At 63.6% G+C, this 16,991-nt stretch carries 18 protein-coding genes and 3 tRNA genes; 14 read left to right on the forward strand and 7 right to left on the reverse strand.

Features of this window, described 5'->3' with window-relative positions:
• Positions 1–94: 94 nt before the first annotated feature.
• Positions 95–1,657, reverse strand: a complete 1,563-nt coding sequence (locus J2X19_RS00720; protein WP_310369738.1) for a methyl-accepting chemotaxis protein — start codon at positions 1,655–1,657, stop codon at positions 95–97.
• Between the two features lie 145 nt (positions 1,658–1,802).
• Positions 1,803–2,714: an alpha/beta fold hydrolase gene (locus tag J2X19_RS00725; RefSeq protein ID WP_310369740.1), complete on the reverse strand. Its 912-nt coding sequence runs from the start codon at positions 2,712–2,714 to the stop codon at positions 1,803–1,805.
• A gap of 123 nt (positions 2,715–2,837) precedes the next feature.
• On the opposite strand from J2X19_RS00725, the gene J2X19_RS00730 reads away from it, so the two are divergent.
• From J2X19_RS00730 to plsY, 3 genes are all read left to right on the forward strand, one after another.
• Positions 2,838–3,899 (forward strand): aldo/keto reductase, encoded by a 1,062-nt coding sequence (locus J2X19_RS00730; protein ID WP_310369742.1) that lies wholly within the window; start codon positions 2,838–2,840, stop codon positions 3,897–3,899.
• A gap of 240 nt (positions 3,900–4,139) precedes the next feature.
• Entirely contained in the window at positions 4,140–4,631 is a 492-nt protein-coding gene (locus tag J2X19_RS00735; protein ID WP_310369744.1) for an aminoacyl-tRNA deacylase, read from the forward strand.
• A gap of 37 nt (positions 4,632–4,668) precedes the next feature.
• A complete protein-coding gene (plsY, locus tag J2X19_RS00740; protein ID WP_310369746.1) occupies positions 4,669–5,307 on the forward strand; it encodes a glycerol-3-phosphate 1-O-acyltransferase PlsY in 639 nt (212 codons plus the stop codon).
• A gap of 2 nt (positions 5,308–5,309) precedes the next feature.
• Here the strand turns inward: plsY and J2X19_RS00745 are convergent, their stop codons facing one another.
• The 3 genes from J2X19_RS00745 to J2X19_RS00755 are packed head-to-tail and all read right to left on the reverse strand — an operon-like array spanning position 5,310 to position 7,473.
• On the reverse strand, positions 5,310–6,293 hold the full coding sequence (locus J2X19_RS00745) for an HD-GYP domain-containing protein (protein ID WP_310369749.1): 984 nt from the start codon (positions 6,291–6,293) through the stop codon (positions 5,310–5,312).
• A gap of 41 nt (positions 6,294–6,334) precedes the next feature.
• Complete coding sequence (locus J2X19_RS00750; RefSeq protein ID WP_310369751.1) at positions 6,335–6,982, reverse strand: retropepsin-like aspartic protease family protein; 648 nt, start codon at positions 6,980–6,982, stop codon at positions 6,335–6,337.
• Between the two features lie 5 nt (positions 6,983–6,987).
• Positions 6,988–7,473: a YajQ family cyclic di-GMP-binding protein gene (locus J2X19_RS00755; RefSeq protein ID WP_310369753.1), complete on the reverse strand. Its 486-nt coding sequence runs from the start codon at positions 7,471–7,473 to the stop codon at positions 6,988–6,990.
• A gap of 72 nt (positions 7,474–7,545) precedes the next feature.
• Here J2X19_RS00755 and murB point away from each other — a divergent pair, with 72 nt between their 5' ends.
• Positions 7,546–8,586 carry a UDP-N-acetylmuramate dehydrogenase gene (murB, locus tag J2X19_RS00760; protein ID WP_116606113.1) on the forward strand — a complete coding sequence of 347 codons (1,041 nt, stop codon included), beginning with the start codon at positions 7,546–7,548 and terminating at the stop codon, positions 8,584–8,586.
• Positions 8,587–8,601: 15 nt separating this feature from the next.
• Positions 8,602–9,021, forward strand: a complete 420-nt coding sequence (locus tag J2X19_RS00765; protein WP_310369758.1) for a 5-carboxymethyl-2-hydroxymuconate isomerase — start codon at positions 8,602–8,604, stop codon at positions 9,019–9,021.
• A gap of 120 nt (positions 9,022–9,141) precedes the next feature.
• Here the strand turns inward: J2X19_RS00765 and ppnP are convergent, their stop codons facing one another.
• Together ppnP and J2X19_RS00775 are read right to left on the reverse strand one after the other, a co-directional pair.
• A complete protein-coding gene (gene ppnP, locus J2X19_RS00770) occupies positions 9,142–9,459 on the reverse strand; it encodes a pyrimidine/purine nucleoside phosphorylase (RefSeq protein WP_116605800.1) in 318 nt (105 codons plus the stop codon).
• A 128-nt stretch (positions 9,460–9,587) separates the two neighbouring features.
• Positions 9,588–9,935 (reverse strand): arsenate reductase, encoded by a 348-nt coding sequence (locus J2X19_RS00775; protein ID WP_310369761.1) that lies wholly within the window; start codon positions 9,933–9,935, stop codon positions 9,588–9,590.
• 31 nt (positions 9,936–9,966) lie between these two features.
• Between J2X19_RS00775 and folC the strand changes: the two genes are divergently transcribed.
• From folC to J2X19_RS00820, 9 genes are all read left to right on the forward strand, one after another.
• Positions 9,967–11,256 (forward strand): bifunctional tetrahydrofolate synthase/dihydrofolate synthase, encoded by a 1,290-nt coding sequence (gene folC / locus J2X19_RS00780; RefSeq protein WP_310369762.1) that lies wholly within the window; start codon positions 9,967–9,969, stop codon positions 11,254–11,256.
• Between the two features lie 11 nt (positions 11,257–11,267).
• Positions 11,268–12,050: an SPOR domain-containing protein gene (locus J2X19_RS00785; protein ID WP_310369765.1), complete on the forward strand. Its 783-nt coding sequence runs from the start codon at positions 11,268–11,270 to the stop codon at positions 12,048–12,050.
• Positions 12,051–12,062: 12 nt separating this feature from the next.
• The gene (locus J2X19_RS00790) at positions 12,063–12,548 is read left to right on the forward strand and encodes a CvpA family protein (protein WP_310369766.1); all 486 of its coding nucleotides are present in this window, start codon (positions 12,063–12,065) and stop codon (positions 12,546–12,548) included.
• A gap of 26 nt (positions 12,549–12,574) precedes the next feature.
• Positions 12,575–14,101 (forward strand): amidophosphoribosyltransferase, encoded by a 1,527-nt coding sequence (gene purF, locus J2X19_RS00795; protein ID WP_116605805.1) that lies wholly within the window; start codon positions 12,575–12,577, stop codon positions 14,099–14,101.
• A gap of 12 nt (positions 14,102–14,113) precedes the next feature.
• Positions 14,114–15,502 carry a glutamate--tRNA ligase gene (gene gltX / locus J2X19_RS00800; RefSeq protein ID WP_310369768.1) on the forward strand — a complete coding sequence of 463 codons (1,389 nt, stop codon included), beginning with the start codon at positions 14,114–14,116 and terminating at the stop codon, positions 15,500–15,502.
• 77 nt (positions 15,503–15,579) lie between these two features.
• Positions 15,580–15,655: transfer RNA gene (locus tag J2X19_RS00805), tRNA-Ala, on the forward strand.
• Positions 15,656–15,718: 63 nt separating this feature from the next.
• Positions 15,719–15,794, forward strand: a tRNA-Glu gene (locus tag J2X19_RS00810).
• Between the two features lie 57 nt (positions 15,795–15,851).
• Positions 15,852–15,928: transfer RNA gene (locus tag J2X19_RS00815), tRNA-Asp, on the forward strand.
• Between the two features lie 162 nt (positions 15,929–16,090).
• Positions 16,091–16,981: a glycosyltransferase family 2 protein gene (locus J2X19_RS00820; RefSeq protein WP_310369770.1), complete on the forward strand. Its 891-nt coding sequence runs from the start codon at positions 16,091–16,093 to the stop codon at positions 16,979–16,981.
• Positions 16,982–16,991: the final 10 nt, after the last annotated feature.

Raw genomic sequence — 16,991 nt, forward strand, 5'->3', positions numbered from 1 at the left:
GCGGGAGCCGGCCAGTTGGGTGAGCCGAGGGCTTAACCCATTATTTTCTCACGCCTCTCATGACGCCCGGGCGGCAGGCTGGGCTTTCGCTGCTTCAGGCCAAAAGCGCTTTGCCCAGGCCGGGCGCAGCGCCGCTGAGCCGGAACACCGACACCGTGCGCACCAGCTCGGCCGCCTGGTGCTGCAGGCTGTCGGCGGCGGCCGCGCTTTCTTCCACCAGGGCGGCGTTCTGCTGGGTGGTCTGGTCGATCTGGGTCACGGCTTCGCTGATCTGCTGCACGCCGCGGCTTTGCTCCTGGCTGGCGGCGCTGATCTCGCCCATGATGTCGGTGACGCGGCGGATCGACGCCACCACTTCCTGCATCGCCGCACCGCTTTCGTCCACCAGGGCCGAGCCCTGGGCCATGCGCTGCACGCTGGTCTGGATCAAGGCCTTGATCTCGCGGGCCGCATCGGCGCTGCGCTGGGCCAGCAGGCGCACTTCGCTGGCCACCACGGCAAAACCGCGGCCCTGCTCACCGGCGCGCGCCGCCTCTACCGCAGCGTTCAGCGCCAGGATATTCGTCTGGAAGGCGATGCCGTCGATCACGCCAATGATGTCGGAGATCTTGCGCGAGGCTTCGGTGATGCCGCTCATGGTGTCGGCCGCGCGGCTGAACACCTGGGAGCCGCGCACCGCCACGCTGGAGGCGGTTACCGCCAGCTGGTTGGCATGCTCGGCGCCGTCAGTGTTCTGGCGGATGGTGGCGCCCAGCTCTTCCATGGAGGCGGCGGTTTGCTCCAGTGCCGAGGCCTGTTCTTCGGTGCGCGAGCTCAGGTCGTGGTTGCCGGCGGCGATCTCCTGGCTGGCGCTGGACACGCTTTCGGCGCTGGAGCGCACGGTGGCCACCACCGTGGACAGGTTGGTCTGCATGCCGTGCAGCGCGTTCAGCAGATCGGCCAGCTCGTCCTTGCCCGTCACGGCCTGGGCGGCGGTCAGGTCGCCGCTGGCCACCGACTGCGACACGCCCAGCGCATGGCCGAGCCGGGTGGTGATGGTGCGGCTGAAGCGCCAGCTGGCCAGCATGACGGCAATGCAAGCCGCCAGCATGATGGTCAGGCTGATGGCGGTGGCGCGCTGGCCGTTGCTGGCGGCCATGTCGGCAACGGCGCGGCTGTCGCTGCCTATGGCCTTTTCGGCTTCGTCCAGCAGCTTGCTGGGCTCGCGGTCCATGCCCTGCACTGCCTTGTCGCCCACCGCCGGGTCGGAGTCGGCGGCTTTGAAGGCGTCAAAGCCCTTGCGATAGGCCGCGCCCATGGTCTGGTGGGCTTGTGCAAAGCGCTCAACCAGGCTGCGCGCTTCGCCTGCGGGCAAAGCCTGCTGCAGGGCGCTGGCGGACTGGACGATTTCGCTCTCTTTGGTCTGGAATGCCTTCCAGTAGCGGTCCAGCTGCTCCGGGTTTTTGCCGCGCAGCAAGACGTTTTTCCATTCCTGCACCTGGACTTTGAAGTCGTTCAGCAGATGGGAAATGGCGCGTTCGTGGCCGTAGCTGGTCTGCACCGTGGTCTGGTAGGTGTTCAGTGACTGGTTCAGCTGGTAGATGCCGAACAGCGCGGCACACAGGACCAAGACCAACGCAGCGGCAAACGCCAGCGGAAGTTTGAGGCTTAGTTTCATGGGGTATCGCTGGTGCAGCGCCTGTAGCCAATGACGTTTACATAGTGGCACAGAACCCCGGGGCACGCCATCGGCTGGCCTGCTACTGAATTAAGAGCTGCTCATGCTGGATTCATAGGCGCCAGAGGCCTGAAAGGCTTGAATTTCAGGCGAAAAAATCTTCGATCAATCGTGCCAGCTGCTGCGGCTGGTCGTGGTGCAGCATGTGGCCGGCGTCGTTGACCACGGCGATGCGGGCATTCGGCACCGATTGCAGCCGCTGGTGGTATTCGTCCAGCGTGTAGCCCAGGCCCCAGCGGGCCAGGCTGTCGTCCGAGGCCTCTACCGCCAGGGTCGGCGCGGTGATGCGCTGGTACACGGCCAGTACCTCGTCGACCCGGAACAGCTGGGCGCCGCGCAGCTTGTGCGCCGGGTCGCCCAGGATCTGCCAGACGCTGCTGCCGTCGTCCCGGGTCTGCGGCTGGGCCCAGTGCTGGGCCAGCCAGTCGGCCTTGTCGGCGGGCAGGCGGCGGTTGGTCTTCACCAGGCGCTGGGCCACACCGGCCAGGTCGGCATAGGTTTTCAGCGCCATCTCGCCGCGGTGCAGGCTGTGCAGGCCGTCCATCCATTCGGCATAGCGGCCCGGCGCCTGCGACGGCCGGGTGGCCGGCATGCCAAAGCCTTCGAGGTTGACCAGCCGGCGGATACGCGTGGGGCGGATGCCCGCGTACAGCATGGCGATGTGGCCGCCCATGCTGTGGCCCACCAGGTCGACCGCCTGGCCGGGCGCGTAGTGGTCGAGCAGAAAGTCCAGGTCGCCCAGGTAGTCGGGAATCCAGAAGCTGTCGACCCCGCCGCTGCCGCTCAGGCCGAAGCCGCGCCAGTCGGGGGCGAGGATGTGGCGGTCCTCTGCCATGGCGTCGACCATGAACTGGTAGCTGGCCGCCACGTCCATCCAGCCGTGCACCAGCACCAGCGGTGGCTGGCCGGGCCTGGGCGTGCCCCATTGGCGCACGTGGTACGGAATGGTCCGCAAGGTGGTGAATTCGCTGCGGGAATGGCGTAGGGCTTGGTACATGCCGCGATATTAGCCATGCAGCGTGGGGCTTGTCTGTCCGCTGGACGACTTGCATCGGGCGCTTGTTGTAGGATGGAAAACGCTGCTGAAACACGGTTGTTAAGCAAAACCCATTGCCATCCCATGAAAAAAATCCAACTCGGTCAAAGCGACCTGCAAGTCACCTCCATCTGCCTGGGCACCATGACCTTCGGTGAGCAGGTCGACGAAGCCCATGCCCACGCCATCCTCGACCGCTCGCTGGAGCGCGGCGTGAACTTTCTGGATACGGCCGAAATGTATTCCGTGCCGGCCCGGGCCGAAACCTATGGCGGCACCGAGAGCATCCTGGGCCACTGGTTTGCCAAGAACCCCGGCGCGCGCCACAAGGTGGTGCTGGCCACCAAGGTCGCCGGCCCGTCGCGCGGCATGCCCTGGGTGCGCAACGGCAGCGCCGACCTGACCCGTGCCGAGATCATCGACGCCTGCCACGGCAGCCTGCACCGCCTGCGCACCGACGTGATCGACCTGTACCAGATCCACTGGCCGGCGCGCCATGTGCCGGCCTTTGGCGGCGTCTACTTCGACCCCGAAAAAGACCTGCCGGTCTCCAGCATCCATGAGCAGCTGGAGGCCCTGGCCACCCTGGTCAAGCAGGGCAAGATCAAAGCCATCGGCCTGTCCAACGAAACCCCATACGGCGTGCACGAGTTTGTGCGCCTGGCCGAGCAGCATGGCCTGCCGCGCGTGGCCACGGTGCAGAACCCGTATTGCCTGATCAACCGCACCGTGGAAAACGGCCTGGACGAAACCATGTACCGCCTGGGCGTGTCGCTGCTGGCCTATTCGCCGCTGGGCTTTGGCCTGCTGACCGGCAAGTACGACGCGTCCGGCACCACCGGCCCGGGCGCGCCCGAGGGCCGCCTGGCCAAGTTCGAATCCATGCGCAAGCAGCGCTGGGGCCGCACCGAGGCGCTGGAAGCCGCGCGCCGCTACAACGCGCTGGCGCGTGCCAACGGCCTCACGCCGACCCAGATGGCGCTGGCCTTCTGCAACAGCAAATGGCAGGTCGCCAGCACCATCATCGGCGTGACTTCGTTGGCCCAGCTGGACGAGTGCCTGGATCACTGGGGCGAGACCCTGGCGCCCGAGCTGCTGGCCGAGATCGACAAGGTCCGCTGGGAACTGCGCGACCCTGCGCAATAAGGCTCACCCCCAGGCTCCACACTGCGTGTTTCCGCCAACCCCCCTCGTATAGGTTTGAAAAACCGATACGACAAGCAGGGGGCGAACCCTATGGCCCGGCGGAGCCGGTTCCATGGGTTCTCTGGAAGGGGGCAGGGGCGCTTATTGGTAGCCGGGGTGGTTTTTGGATTTGCTATGGTTTAAATAGCTGGCGGCGCAGGTACTTCCTGCGCTGGCGGCATTATTTTTATAAATTTCAGTATGGCGAAGTCAGACCATATTTCGGAAACGCCGGCGACCCAACTGCTGCGGGCGCACAAGATCGCCTTCACCGAGCACCCCTACGCCTATGTGGAACACGGCGGTGCCCAGCACAGCGCCGAGGTGTTGGGGTTGGACCCGTTCAGCGTGGTCAAGACGCTGGTGATGGAGGACGAGCGCGCCAAGCCGCTGATCGTGCTGATGCACGGCAACCGCGCGGTGTCGCTGAAGAACCTGGCGCGGCAGATTGGCTGCAAATCGGTCGCGCCCTGCAAGCCCGAGGTGGCGAACCGGCACAGCGGCTACCTGGTCGGCGGCACCTCGCCATTTGCTACGCGCAAGAGCATGCCGGTGTACATCGAGGCGGCGATTCTGGAGCTGCCGCGCATCGCCATCAACGGCGGCCGGCGCGGCTACCTGGTTGGGCTGGACCCGCAGGTCTGCGTGCAGCTTTTGGACGCGAAACCGGTAAATTGCGCAATTCCTTTATAGACGGCTGGCAAAATGCGCTCCAGTTTGGAGACACCTCTTGGAAATGCTTTACCCCCTTCTCGCCACCCTGGCCGCCTACCTGCTGGGCTCTTTGTCGTTTGCGGTGATCGTCAGCCGCGCCATGGGCCTGAGCGATCCGCGCACCTTCGGCAGTAAAAACCCCGGCGCCACCAATGTGCTGCGTTCGGGCAGCAAGCCGGCGGCCATTGCCACGTTATTGCTGGACGGCGTCAAGGGCTGGTTGCCGGTGGCGCTGGTCGGCTGGTATGGCAAACCTTACGGCCTGGAAGACGGCACGATTGCGCTGGTCGGCCTGGCGGCGTTCCTCGGCCATCTGTATCCGGTGTTCTTCAAGTTCGTGGGCGGCAAGGGCGTGGCCACCGCGCTGGGCGTGCTGCTGGGCATCCACTGGGCGCTGGGCCTGATGGCCATCATCACCTGGCTGATCATGGCCTATGCGTTCCGCTATTCGTCACTGGCCTCGCTGTCTGCCGCGCTGCTGGCGCCGGTGTATTACGTGTTGTGGGGCGGCACCACCTGGTACACCGAAACCCCGGTGCTGCTGTCCATCTGCGCCATGGGCTCGCTGCTGGTGTACCGGCACCGCGAGAACATCGCCCGCTTGCTCAAGGGCACCGAATCGCGTCTGGGCAAGAAGACCCAAAAGCCGGGCTGAAGTTAGCGGGGCGCTGCCGGGCGGTCGGCGTAGATGCCCTGGCGCAGCAGGCTTTGGTGGTTGACGCGGATCTTCACCGCATCCTGGGTCAGCGCCGACTCCACATGCGGCGTGCTGGTGGCGGTGCGGTGCAGGCGCGGCGGCACATAGGCCTCGCCCTTGCGGTTCATCAGGGTGGCGACCAACGGCAGGTTGGCCTTGCTGCTGCGCCGCAGTACCACCGCGGTTTCGCCGTTGTCCATGCGCACATAGGTGCCGGGCGGGCACAGGCCTATGGCCCGCACCAGCGCAAAACCCACGGGGTCGTTCGGGCCTAGTGCGCTGGCCATGATGCTGCGCACCGAGTCCGTCACGCTGCGCCCGGTGCGCGACTTGCGCGGGCTGACCATGGCGGCGTAGCGGTCCACCACGCGCAAGGTGTGGGCCAGCCGCGGCACCAGGCCGAGCTGCTGGAAGTCGTGCCGGGTGTCGTGCGCGTCATGGTGGGCCGCCACCACATCCAGCCAGTCGGTGTCGACAATCCCGACCTTCAGCAGCAGGCGCCGGCCGTCCGCCGCATGAGTGTGGATCAGCGCCTTCTGCTCGGTGGTGGGCGCCGTGGTCTGCACCGCCAAGGTGTCTTGCAGCGCCGTCATGGCGACGTTCATGGTCATGGCGGCGAACACCAGGCTGTCGCGCTCGCTTTCCACCAGATGCAGTTCTTGCGAGGTGATGTGGCACAGCACCGCGCAGACCAGCGCATGCAGCGCGCTGTAGCCGACCGAGGCATTGGTGGCGAGCTGGAACAGCAGGTACAGGCCGGTGTCGGTGTCCTGCTGCAGCAGGTCTTGCATCCAGCGGTCGTACTGGCGGATCTTCTGTTCGAAGTTCGGGATGTTGCGCGGGTTCGCCAGCACCATGGCCAGGCCCGATTCGAGGTCGGCCCAGAGGCTGAGCAAGTCCTCGTAGTCGGCGTCCTGCGGGTGGGGCACGTGGGTATAGGGCATGGGCAAGAAGGTTGGCAGCGAATCTACCAGAGAACGCAGTCTTAGTAACGCCGTTCCAGCACCATTTGGTCGTTGATCCGGGTCATCTGGAACTGGGTCAGGAAGCTATTGCCCAGCAGCACATAGGGCATGGACGACGGCGTGACCACCGCTTCCACACCGGACAGCTCCACATCGCCGATCCGCACCGAACTCAGCCGTATGCGCCAACCATTGGAGTTGCCATTGGCCGTGCTCATGCGCACCGGCTCGCCGTTTTTGTAGTTGATGCCCATGCGGTCGGCGTCGTTCATGCCCAGGCTGACCACGGTGGCACCGGTGTCCACCACGAACTGCATGCTCTGGCCGTTGATCCGGCCCGGGCCGATGAAGTGGCCCTGGCTGTCGGCCACCAGCACGATCTTGTTGCCGCTGCTTTTGCCCTTGACGCTGACCGGCGACTCGCCCAGGCGCAAGGTGGCGCGCTTGCCGTTGATCTCGACCAGGGCTTCGTCCGCCGCCACCGAGATTACTTTGACGCCCAGATGGGTTTCGCCGGGCGCGACGCTCTTCGGCGGCTTGCCGTCGACCAGCAGCAAGGCCTTGCCGCCCATCATGCCGCTGAGGGCCACGCTCTGGGCCTGCACCGCGGCGCCCATGGCCAGGGCTGCACACAGTACAGCCAGGCGGAGGGGTGCAGGCCTGCCCATGCGGGTCAGTCGCGGAAGTTGTTGAAGCTCAGGGGCAGGTCGTCAATCGTGCTGCGGATCAGCGCCATCGCCGCCTGCAGGTCGTCGCGCTTGGCGCCGGTGACGCGCACCGCATCACCCTGGATGGCGGCGGTGACTTTGAGCTTGCTGTCCTTGATGGCGCGGGTGATCTTTTTCGAGACTTCGGTCTCGATACCGCTGCGCACCTTGATCACCAGCTTGACCTTGTCGCCGCCGACTTTTTGCACATCGCCCTTGTCGAGGAACTTCACGTCGACGTTGCGCTTGGTCATCTTGTTGGTCAGCACGTCCATGATCTGGTCGAGCTGGAACTCGGCATCGCCGATCAAGGTGATTTCCTTGTCTTTCAGCTCGATGCTGGCCGAGGTGCCCTTGAAGTCGAAGCGGGTGGTGATTTCTTTGGTGGTGTTGTCCACGGCATTGCGCACTTCGGGCAAGTCGGGTTCGCAAACGGTGTCGAATGAAGGCATGGTTTTCTCAAAATAGGCTGGGGGCGTGGGCACTGTCATGGCTTGCCCGCCGCCCGGTGGGACAATCTGGCCATGTTAATCGAGAAAAATGTTCCTTTGCGTGGCTATAACAGCTTCGGCATCCATGCGCGCGCCCACACCCTGGTGCGCGTCACCAGCGAGGCCGATCTGCAGGCGCTGCGCGAGGATGCGCTGCTGGCGACCCAGCCGAAGTTCGTGCTCGGCGGCGGCAGCAACATCGTGCTGACCGGCGATGTGAAGCCCGTGGTGCTGAAGGTCGAGGTGCCGGGCAAGCGCCTGGTGGCCGAGACCGACAAGGCCTGGATCGTCGAAGCCGGCGCCGGCGAGAACTGGCACGACTTCGTCGCCTGGACCCTGGACCAGGGCTACCCGGGGCTGGAGAACCTGGCGCTGATCCCCGGTACCGTCGGTGCTTCGCCGGTGCAGAACATCGGCGCCTACGGCGTGGAGCTGCAAGACCGCTTCGAGGCGCTGGACGCGGTCGACCTGCAGACCGGCCAGAGCTTCACGCTGAACGCCGCCCAGTGCGCATTCGGCTACCGCGACTCGGTGTTCAAGCACCAAGGTGGTTTGGGGCTGGAGGGCCGGGCGCTGATCACCCGCGTGCGGTTCCACTTGACCAAGGCCTGGAAGCCGGTGCTCGGCTATCTGGACCTGGAGAAAAAGATGGCCGCCACCGGCGTGGCGGCGCCCAGCGCGCGCCAGATCTTCGACTGGATCTGCGAGATCCGCCGCGCCAAGTTGCCCGATCCACAGGTGATAGGCAATGCCGGCAGCTTCTTCAAGAACCCCACCGTCAGCACCGAGCAGTGCGCCGACATCATCGCCCGCGATCCGCGCGTGGTGTATTACCAGCTGGCCAACGGCACGGTGAAGCTGGCGGCAGGCTGGCTGATCGACGCCTGCGGCTGGAAGGGCAAGTCGGTGGGCAATGCCGCCGTCTATGAAAAGCAGGCGCTGGTGCTGGTGAACCGCGGCGGTGCCGAGAACCCGGCCACTGGCGGTGAGGTCATGACCCTGGCCAAGGCGATCCAGACCAGCGTGTACGAGCGCTTCGGTATCCTGCTAGAACCCGAACCCGTCGTTGTTTAACTCTTAAAAGCCACCATGCCGCATCTCGTGATTCTTTATACCGGCCAGCTCGACAAACCCGCCGACCAGGGCGGTAGCGACATCGGCCAGCTGTGCCGCAGCCTGGCCGACACCATGCTCGGCCTGCAGGACGACGCGGGCAAGCAGCTGTTTCCCACCGGCGGCACGCGGGTGTTCGCCTACCCGGCGCCGCACTATGCGGTGGCCGATGGCTCGGGCGACCATGCGTTTGTCTACCTGAACTTGCGCATGAGCAAGGGCCGCAGCGAGGCCACCCAGCAGCGCGCCGGCGAGGCCTTGCTGGCCTGCACCCGCGCGCATTTCGCGGCTATCTTCGACCAGCGCGCCATCGGCATCACGCTGCAGATCGACGTGGGCGCCGAGGTGTTCGACGGCAAGCACAACAACCTGCACCCGTTGTTCCAGAAGAGCTAATGGGCGGAGGAAGAACGCGCATTCGCCAGAAACACCGCAGAGCTGGCTTCGCCAGGCTGCAGGTGTTGCCCCCTGCAAGGGGGTTGGCGGAAGACGCGTAGCGCTGCAGCCTGGGGGTGTTTAACCAAAATGGCAGATGTAGTGGTAGGGCGCGGCGACGCGGATCTGGAACGAGCTGTTGCCCGGTACGCTGAACTTTTCGCCTGCGCCGGATTTCACCCATTCCGTGGCGCCGGTCAGCAGGTATTCGCATTCGCCGCCCACGCCTTCCATGATTTCGGGGGCGCCGGTGTTGAAGGTCAGGGTGGCGGGCAGGATCACGCCCACGCTTTTCTTGGTGCCGTCGGCAAAGGTGATGCCGTGGCTGACGCATTTGCCGTCGAAGTAGACGCTGGCTTGGGTGGTGACGGTGACGTTGTCGATCTTTGCGGTGGTCATGCTGGACTTTCTGTTGCTTACTATTGAATTTGTAGCTGCTCGCGCAGGTAGTACCTGCGCCAGAGGCATATTTGGCTTAAATTTTTGACTGGAATGCCCGCCGATTCTAGGGCGGCCGGGCGCTGGTTTTACGGGGCTTTGCCGGCCCAGGCGTCGGCGCTGAAGCCCACGGTGGTGCTGTCGCCCCATTCGACCACCGGGCGCTTGATGGTGCTCGCGTGCTCGCGCATCACCGCCTGGGCGCTGGCCGCGTCGACCACCGACGCCTGCAGCGCCGGGTCCAGCTTGCGCCAGGTCGTGCCCTGGCGGTTCAAGACCTTTTCCCAGCCCACGGCCTGGGTCCAGGCGGCTAGCCGGTCGGCCGGCACACCGGCTTTCTTGAAGTCGTGGAAGGTGTAGGGCAGGGCGTGGCTGTCAAGCCAGACGCGGGCCTTTTTGACCGTGTCGCAGTTGGGGATGCCGTAGAGGGTAATCATGTCCGGATTATCGTTTGCGACAATAGCCCCCATGCAAACCTTGAACGACTGGCTGGCGCACTGCGAGCGGCTCCACCCCACTACCATCGAGCTCGGCCTGGACCGGGTCCGCACCGTCGCAGAGCGGATGCAGCTGCGCTTTGACTGCCCGGTGATCACCGTGGCTGGCACCAATGGCAAGGGCTCGACCTGCGCCATGCTGGAAGCCATCCTGCTGCAATCGGGCTACCGCACCGGGGTCTATACCTCGCCGCACCTGGTGCATTTCGAAGAGCGCTGCCGCATCGGTGGCGAGATTGCCGGCGCTGCTGATTTTGTAGCACACTTCGCAAGCGTGGAAAGCGCCAGAGGCGATATTTCCCTCACGTACTTCGAATTCAGTACCTTGGCCATCCTGAGCCTGATGGCGCAGTCCGGGCTGGACGTGGCGATCCTGGAGGTTGGCCTGGGCGGCCGCCTGGACGCGGTGAACATCATCGACACCAGCTGCGCCGTGATCACCAGCATCGACCTGGACCACATGGAATTCCTGGGTAACGACCGCGAAAGCATAGGCTTCGAGAAGGCCGGCATCATGCGCGCCGGCAAGCCGGTGGTGGTCAGCGACCCGATGCCGCCGCAGAGCGTGCTGGACCACGCCAAGACCATCGGCGCCGACCTGTGGCGCTTTGGCGAAGACTTCAACTTCTCGGGTGACAAGCAGCAGTGGGGCTGGGCCGGCCGCGGCCGGCGCTACAGCGGACTCGGCTACCCGGGCCTGCGCGGCGCAAACCAGCTGGTCAACGCCTCTGGCGTGCTGGCGGCGTTGACGGCGCTGCGCGAGCAGCTGCCGGTGACGGCGCAGGCGGTGCGCACCGGCTTGTCCATGGTCGAACTGCCGGGGCGCTTCCAGATCGTGCCCGGCCAGCCCACCCTGGTGCTGGACGTGGCGCACAACCCGCATGCGGTGGCGGCACTGGCGGCAAACCTGGACGCCATGGGCTTTTACCCGACCACCCATGCGGTGTTCGGTGCCATGGCCGACAAGGACTTGCTACCCATGCTGGCGCGCATCGGCCCGCTGATCGACCGCTGGTATTTCACCGACATGCCAACCCCGCGCGCCGCCACGGCGCAGCACTTGCAAACCCAGTGGCAGGCCCAAAATAGCCGTAAAGATGCATCGGCCACGGTGCACGCCGACCCCCAGCAGGCGTTGGCGGCGGCCATCGTCGCCGCAGACCCCGCTGATAGAATCGTGGTCTTTGGCTCGTTTTATACGGTCGGCGGCGTCCTTGAGGGCGGTATTCCGCGGCTGACAGCCAAACACATGGGCACCTGACTCTCCACCGCATGGCTTTTTTCAAGTTCCGCTCCAAAGGCTCCCAAGACGAACCGTCGGTGGGCCCGGCTGAAACCATCGACGGCATGCGCCGCCGCGCCCGCCACCGCCTGATCGGTGCAGCGTTGCTGGTACTGGTCGGTGTGGTCGGCTTCCCCCTGCTGTTCGACACCCAGCCACGGCCGATTCCCGTCGATATCCCGATCGACATCCCGGACAAAGCCAAGGTCAAGCCGCTGAGCATTGGCGGCGCCGATGCCGTGGTCAAGGTGGAAAAGCCGGTCAGCACCGTCGAGCCGGCGGTGAAAGACTCCAAGCTGACCGCCGAGGCCAGCCTTGACCCTAAGGAAGAGGTTGTGCCGGCCCGGCCCGCGGCCAAGGTGGAAAAAGTCGAGAAGGTTGAAAAGGTCGAGAAGATCGAGAAAACCGAAAAAGTGGCAGCGGCCAAGCCTGAGGCGAAACCCGAGCCCAAGCCGGAAGCCAAGCCCGTGCACAAGCCTGAGGAAGAAGGCGCCAAGGCCAAGGCCTTGCTCGAAGGCAAAGCCGCCGCAGCCGATGCCGGCGGCGAGCGCTTCATCGTGCAGGTCGGGGCGTTTGCCGATACGGCCAAGGCCCGCGAGGCACGCCAGAAGCTGGAGCATGCGGGTTTAAAGACCTATACCCAGGTAGTGGAAACCAAGGACGGCCCGCGTACCCGGGTACGGGTGGGGCCATTTGCCAACAAGACCGAGGCCGACAAAGCTGCCGGCAAGATCAAGGCACTGGATTTGTCCGCCTCGATCCTGGCCTTGTAAGAGCGCGGCGCCATGGCGGCTTTGGACTGGATCGTGTTGGCCGTGCTCTGCGCATCCTTGGTGCTGGGCGCGGTGCGCGGCCTGGTGTTCGAGGTGTTGTCGGTGATGGGCTGGATTGCGGCCTTTGTGGCGGCGCAGTGGTTCGCCGCCGATGTGGCGGCCCGGCTGCCGATGGGCGAGGCGTCGGGGGCATTGCGTTTCGCTGCTGGTTTTGTGCTGGTCTTCATTGCCGCGGCGTTTACCGCCGGGCTGCTGGCCAAACTGGTCAAGACGCTGGTGCAGGCCGTGGGCCTGCGGCCGGTGGACCGCGTACTTGGAGCCGTGTTTGGCCTGCTGCGCGGCCTGATCCTGTTATTGATTGGCGCCGTCATCATCCATTTGACGGGCCTGCACCAGGGAATCTGGTGGCAAGAATCCCGTAGCGCCGGTGTGCTCACCGATGTGCTGCATACCGCCCGGCCGATGTTGCCGGAGGCTTTTGCCAAATTTTTACCGTGACGCAAGTCACTCGCTAGGAAAAAACCATGTGTGGAATCGTTGGAGTTGTCAGCAACGCCCCTGTAAACCAGCTGATCTATGACGCCTTGCTGCTGTTGCAGCACCGCGGCCAGGATGCTGCCGGTATCGTCACCCAGCTGGACCGCAAGTTCTTCATGCACAAGGCCAAGGGCATGGTGCGCGACGTGTTCCGCACCCGCAATATGCGCGGCCTGCCCGGCAATTGCGGCCTGGGCCAGGTGCGCTATCCGACGGCGGGCAATGCCTACAGCGAAGAAGAGGCCCAGCCCTTCTACGTGAACGCGCCTTTCGGCATCGTGCTGGTGCACAACGGCAATCTGACCAATGCCCACGCGCTGAAGGCCGAGCTGTTCAATACCGACCACCGCCACATCAACACCGAGAGCGACTCGGAAGTGCTGTTGAACGTGTTGGCGCACGAGATCGAGAAATCCACCCGCGGCCTGCCGCTGTCGCCGATGGACGTGTTTGCTGCGGTGCGCAATGTGCACCGCCGGGTCAAGGGTTCGTATGCGGTGATCGCCTCGATCGCCGGCCATGGTTTGCTGGCGTTCCGCGATCCGTTTGGCATCCGCCCGATGTGCATTGGCCGCGCGCCCGGTTCGGTGATGCTGGCCAGCGAATCGGTGGCCCTGGAGGGCACGATGCATACGCTGGAGCGCAATCTGGCGCCCGGCGAAGCCGTGTTCGTCGATCTGGAAGGCAATGTGCATTCCCAGCAGTGCGCCGATGCGCCCGCGCTGAACCCCTGCATTTTTGAGTATGTGTACCTGGCCCGGCCTGATTCGGTGATGGACGGCATCTCGGTCTACCAGGCGCGCTTGAATCTGGGCGAAACCCTGGCCAAGCGGGTGATTTCCACCGTGCCGCCGCAAGACATCGACGTGGTGATCCCGATTCCCGAATCCAGCCGCCCCAGCGCCATGCAGCTGGCGCAGCTGCTGGGCTTGCCGTACCGCGAAGGTTTTGTGAAGAACCGCTATGTCGGCCGTACCTTCATCATGCCGGGCCACGAAGTGCGCAAGAAATCGGTGCGCCAGAAGCTCAACGCCATCGCCAGCGAATTCAAGGGCCGCAATGTCTTGCTGGTCGACGATTCCATCGTTCGTGGCACGACCTCGAAAGAAATCGTGCAGATGGCCCGTGATGCCGGTGCCCGCAAGGTCTATATGGCCAGCGCCGCGCCGCCGGTGCGCTTCCCCAACGTCTACGGCATCGACATGCCGACCAAGGACGAGCTGGTGGCGCACGGACGTACCGTCGAGCAGATCCGCGAACTGATTGGCTGCGACGCGCTGATCTACCAGGATGTGGAAGGTATGAAGCGCGCCATCTGGGCGGCGGCATCCCCGGCCGCCGGTTCGCCCGACACCGCCATCAGCGGCTTCGATGCGTCCTGCTTTGACGGTGTGTATGTCACTGGCGACATCACCTCGGACGACATCCAGCGCCTGAACGAAGGCCGCCCGGGCGGCCAAGACCCGGAAGGCGACAACTCCCGCCTGGCGTTGCCCAATACTGAACACGCCTAAGCATTGATTGACATGACACAGAAGACCCGTACCCGTTTCGCGCCGTCGCCCACCGGCTTTATCCACCTGGGCAATATCCGCTCGGCCTTGTATCCCTGGGCGTTTGCCCGCGCTACCGGCGGCGACTTCATCTTGCGTATCGAAGATACCGATGTGGAGCGCTCCACCCAGGTAGCGGTCGATGTGATCATCGAAGGCATGCAGTGGCTGGGCCTGGACTACGACGAAGGCCCGTTCTACCAGATGCAGCGCATGGACCGTTACAAGGCTGTGCTTGCGGATCTGGTGGCCGCTGGCCATGTCTACCCCTGCTACATGTCGGTAGCCGAGCTTGACGCTTTGCGCGACGCGCAGATGGCGGCCAAGGAAAAACCCCGCTATGACGGCACCTGGCGGCCGGAAGCCGGCAAGACCTTGCCACCCATCCCTGCAGGCGTGCAGCCTGTGCTGCGTTTCAAGAATCCGCTGGGCGGCGCCGTGGTCTGGGACGACAAGGTCAAGGGCCGTATCGAGATCAGCAACGACGAGCTGGATGATCTGGTAATCGCCCGGCCCGACGGTACGCCCACCTATAACTTCTGCGTGGTGGTCGACGACCTGGACATGGAGATCACCCATGTGATCCGCGGCGACGACCATGTGAACAACACGCCGCGCCAGATCAATATCTTCCGCGCCCTCGGCAAGGAGCCACCGGTCTACGCCCACTTGCCTACCGTGCTGAATGAGCAGGGCGAGAAGATGAGCAAGCGTAATGGTGCCAAACCGGTGACGCAGTACGCGGCTGAAGGCTATCTGCCCGATGCGATGGTGAATTACCTGGCACGTCTGGGCTGGAGCCACGGCGATGATGAAATCTTCAGCCGCGAGCAGTTTCTGCAGTGGTTCAACCTGGACCACCTGGGCAAGAGCGCGGCGCAGTTCGACGAAGCCAAGCTGCGCTGGGTCAACGCCCAGCATCTGAAGGCCATGCCGGACGAGGCCCTGGCAGCTTTGGTGGCTGCCCATCTGCAGGCCAAGGGCATCCAGAGCGATGAGCGTTTGCCGGCTATCTGTGGTTTGTTCAAGGACCGTTGCGACACCACTATCGTCTTGGCCGACTGGGCGGCTACTTTCTATGCCGATGTCACGCCCAAGGCCGACGAGTTGGCGCAACACGTGACGCCGGCGATCCAGCCTGCGCTGGCGTTGTTGCGCGAAAAGTTGGCGAGCTGTGCATGGGACAAGCCGTCGATCGCTGCGGCTATCAAGGAAGTGCTGACCGCCCAGGGTCTGAAGATGCCCCAATTGGCTATGCCAGTGCGGGTATTGGTGATGGGTACGGCCCAGACGCCGTCGCTGGACGCGGTGCTTTTTTTAAGTTTTCGCGAAAAAGTTTTGCAGCGCTTGCAAACTCCCTAATTTGCGCGCTATAATTTGAGGCTTGGAAGGTTAACAACAACGTAAGGCTTACAAGGCTAAACGAAGTTGCTGGTTACGGGGGTATAGCTCAGCTGGGAGAGCGCTTGCATGGCATGCAAGAGGTCAGCAGTTCGATCCTGCTTACCTCCACCACCAAATCTTTTGAAGAGTTTTTGAGTGTGGAAGTTATTTTTGATAACGTTGTTCCAAGGTTTTGACCCTATCGTCTAGAGGCCTAGGACACTACCCTTTCACGGTAGGTACCGGGGTTCGAATCCCCGTAGGGTCGCCAAGTTGTAGCGCTTGGGTATCGAGCATGTTCATGCAAGGTGCCGAAAGCTATCTACCAGGAGTGGTAGTTCAGTTGGTTAGAATACCGGCCTGTCACGCCGGGGGTCGCGGGTTCGAGTCCCGTCCACTCCGCCAAAATGAAAAGCCTTTGCAAGTCATTGATTTGCAAAGGCTTTTTTCATTGTAGGCTCGCAGTTGCATGCGGGGTGAAAGATTTTCATACAGTTGTGTTCCTTCCATGCATGCATGATGGCGGATGCGGCAGGTGGATGCAGTCGAAAAACAAGAGGGGATATTTTGATTTCTGTTGTTGTTGTCAATTACAACGCCGGACAGTTTCTTGTCGACTGCATCGCTTCGGCCTTGCCGCTGGTCGATGAGATCGTGGTGGTCGACAACGCATCGCAGGACTCTAGCCTGGCGCAGTGTGCCGGGCAGTTTGCCAATGAACCACGGCTCAAAATCATCCGTAACACGGCCAACCTCGGCTTTGCAGTGGCCTGCAATATGGGTTTCGCCGAGGCGAGCGGTGACTTTATTCTGTTCTTAAATCCCGATTGCCGGTTGGATGCGTCTGCGGTACCCGCTTTGCTGCAGGCTTTGGAATCCGACGTGTCGGTGGGGATGGTGGGCGGCTTGCTGGTCAATGCCGACGGGTCCGAGCAGGGCGGCGGGCGGCGGGCCGTGCCTACGCCCTGGCGTTCGTTTGTGCGGGCATTTGGCCTGAACCGTCTTGCCCACCGCTGGCCCAAATTGTTCTTTGATTTTCATCTGCACAAGCAGCCTTTACCCAATGCCCCCATCGAGGTGGAAGCCATCTCGGGAGCCTGCATGCTGGTGAAGCGCCAGGCGGTGCAAGGTGTTGGGCTATGGGATGAGGGCTATTTCCTGCATTGCGAAGATTTGGACTGGTGCATGCGTTTCAGGCGCTCGGGCTGGAAGATATTGTTTGTTCCCTCGGCCAAGGTGACGCATGCATTGGGTGTCAGTAGCCGCAGCCGCCCGATCTTTGTGGAATGGCATAAGCACAAGGGTATGGTGCGCTTCTATAGAAAATTCTTCCAGCACCAGTATCCTGGCTTGTTGATGGGCATGGTGGCGGCCGGGGTGTGGATGCGTTTTGCCCTGGTGGCGGCCTACCACACCGGCAAGCGCGCCGGGCGTGCCATGGGGCGTAAACATGACTAAGGCAGCCGCA

Source organism: Rhodoferax ferrireducens (genome assembly GCF_031458075.1).
In the GTDB taxonomy this organism is placed as follows: domain Bacteria; phylum Pseudomonadota; class Gammaproteobacteria; order Burkholderiales; family Burkholderiaceae_C; genus Rhodoferax_B; species Rhodoferax_B ferrireducens_A.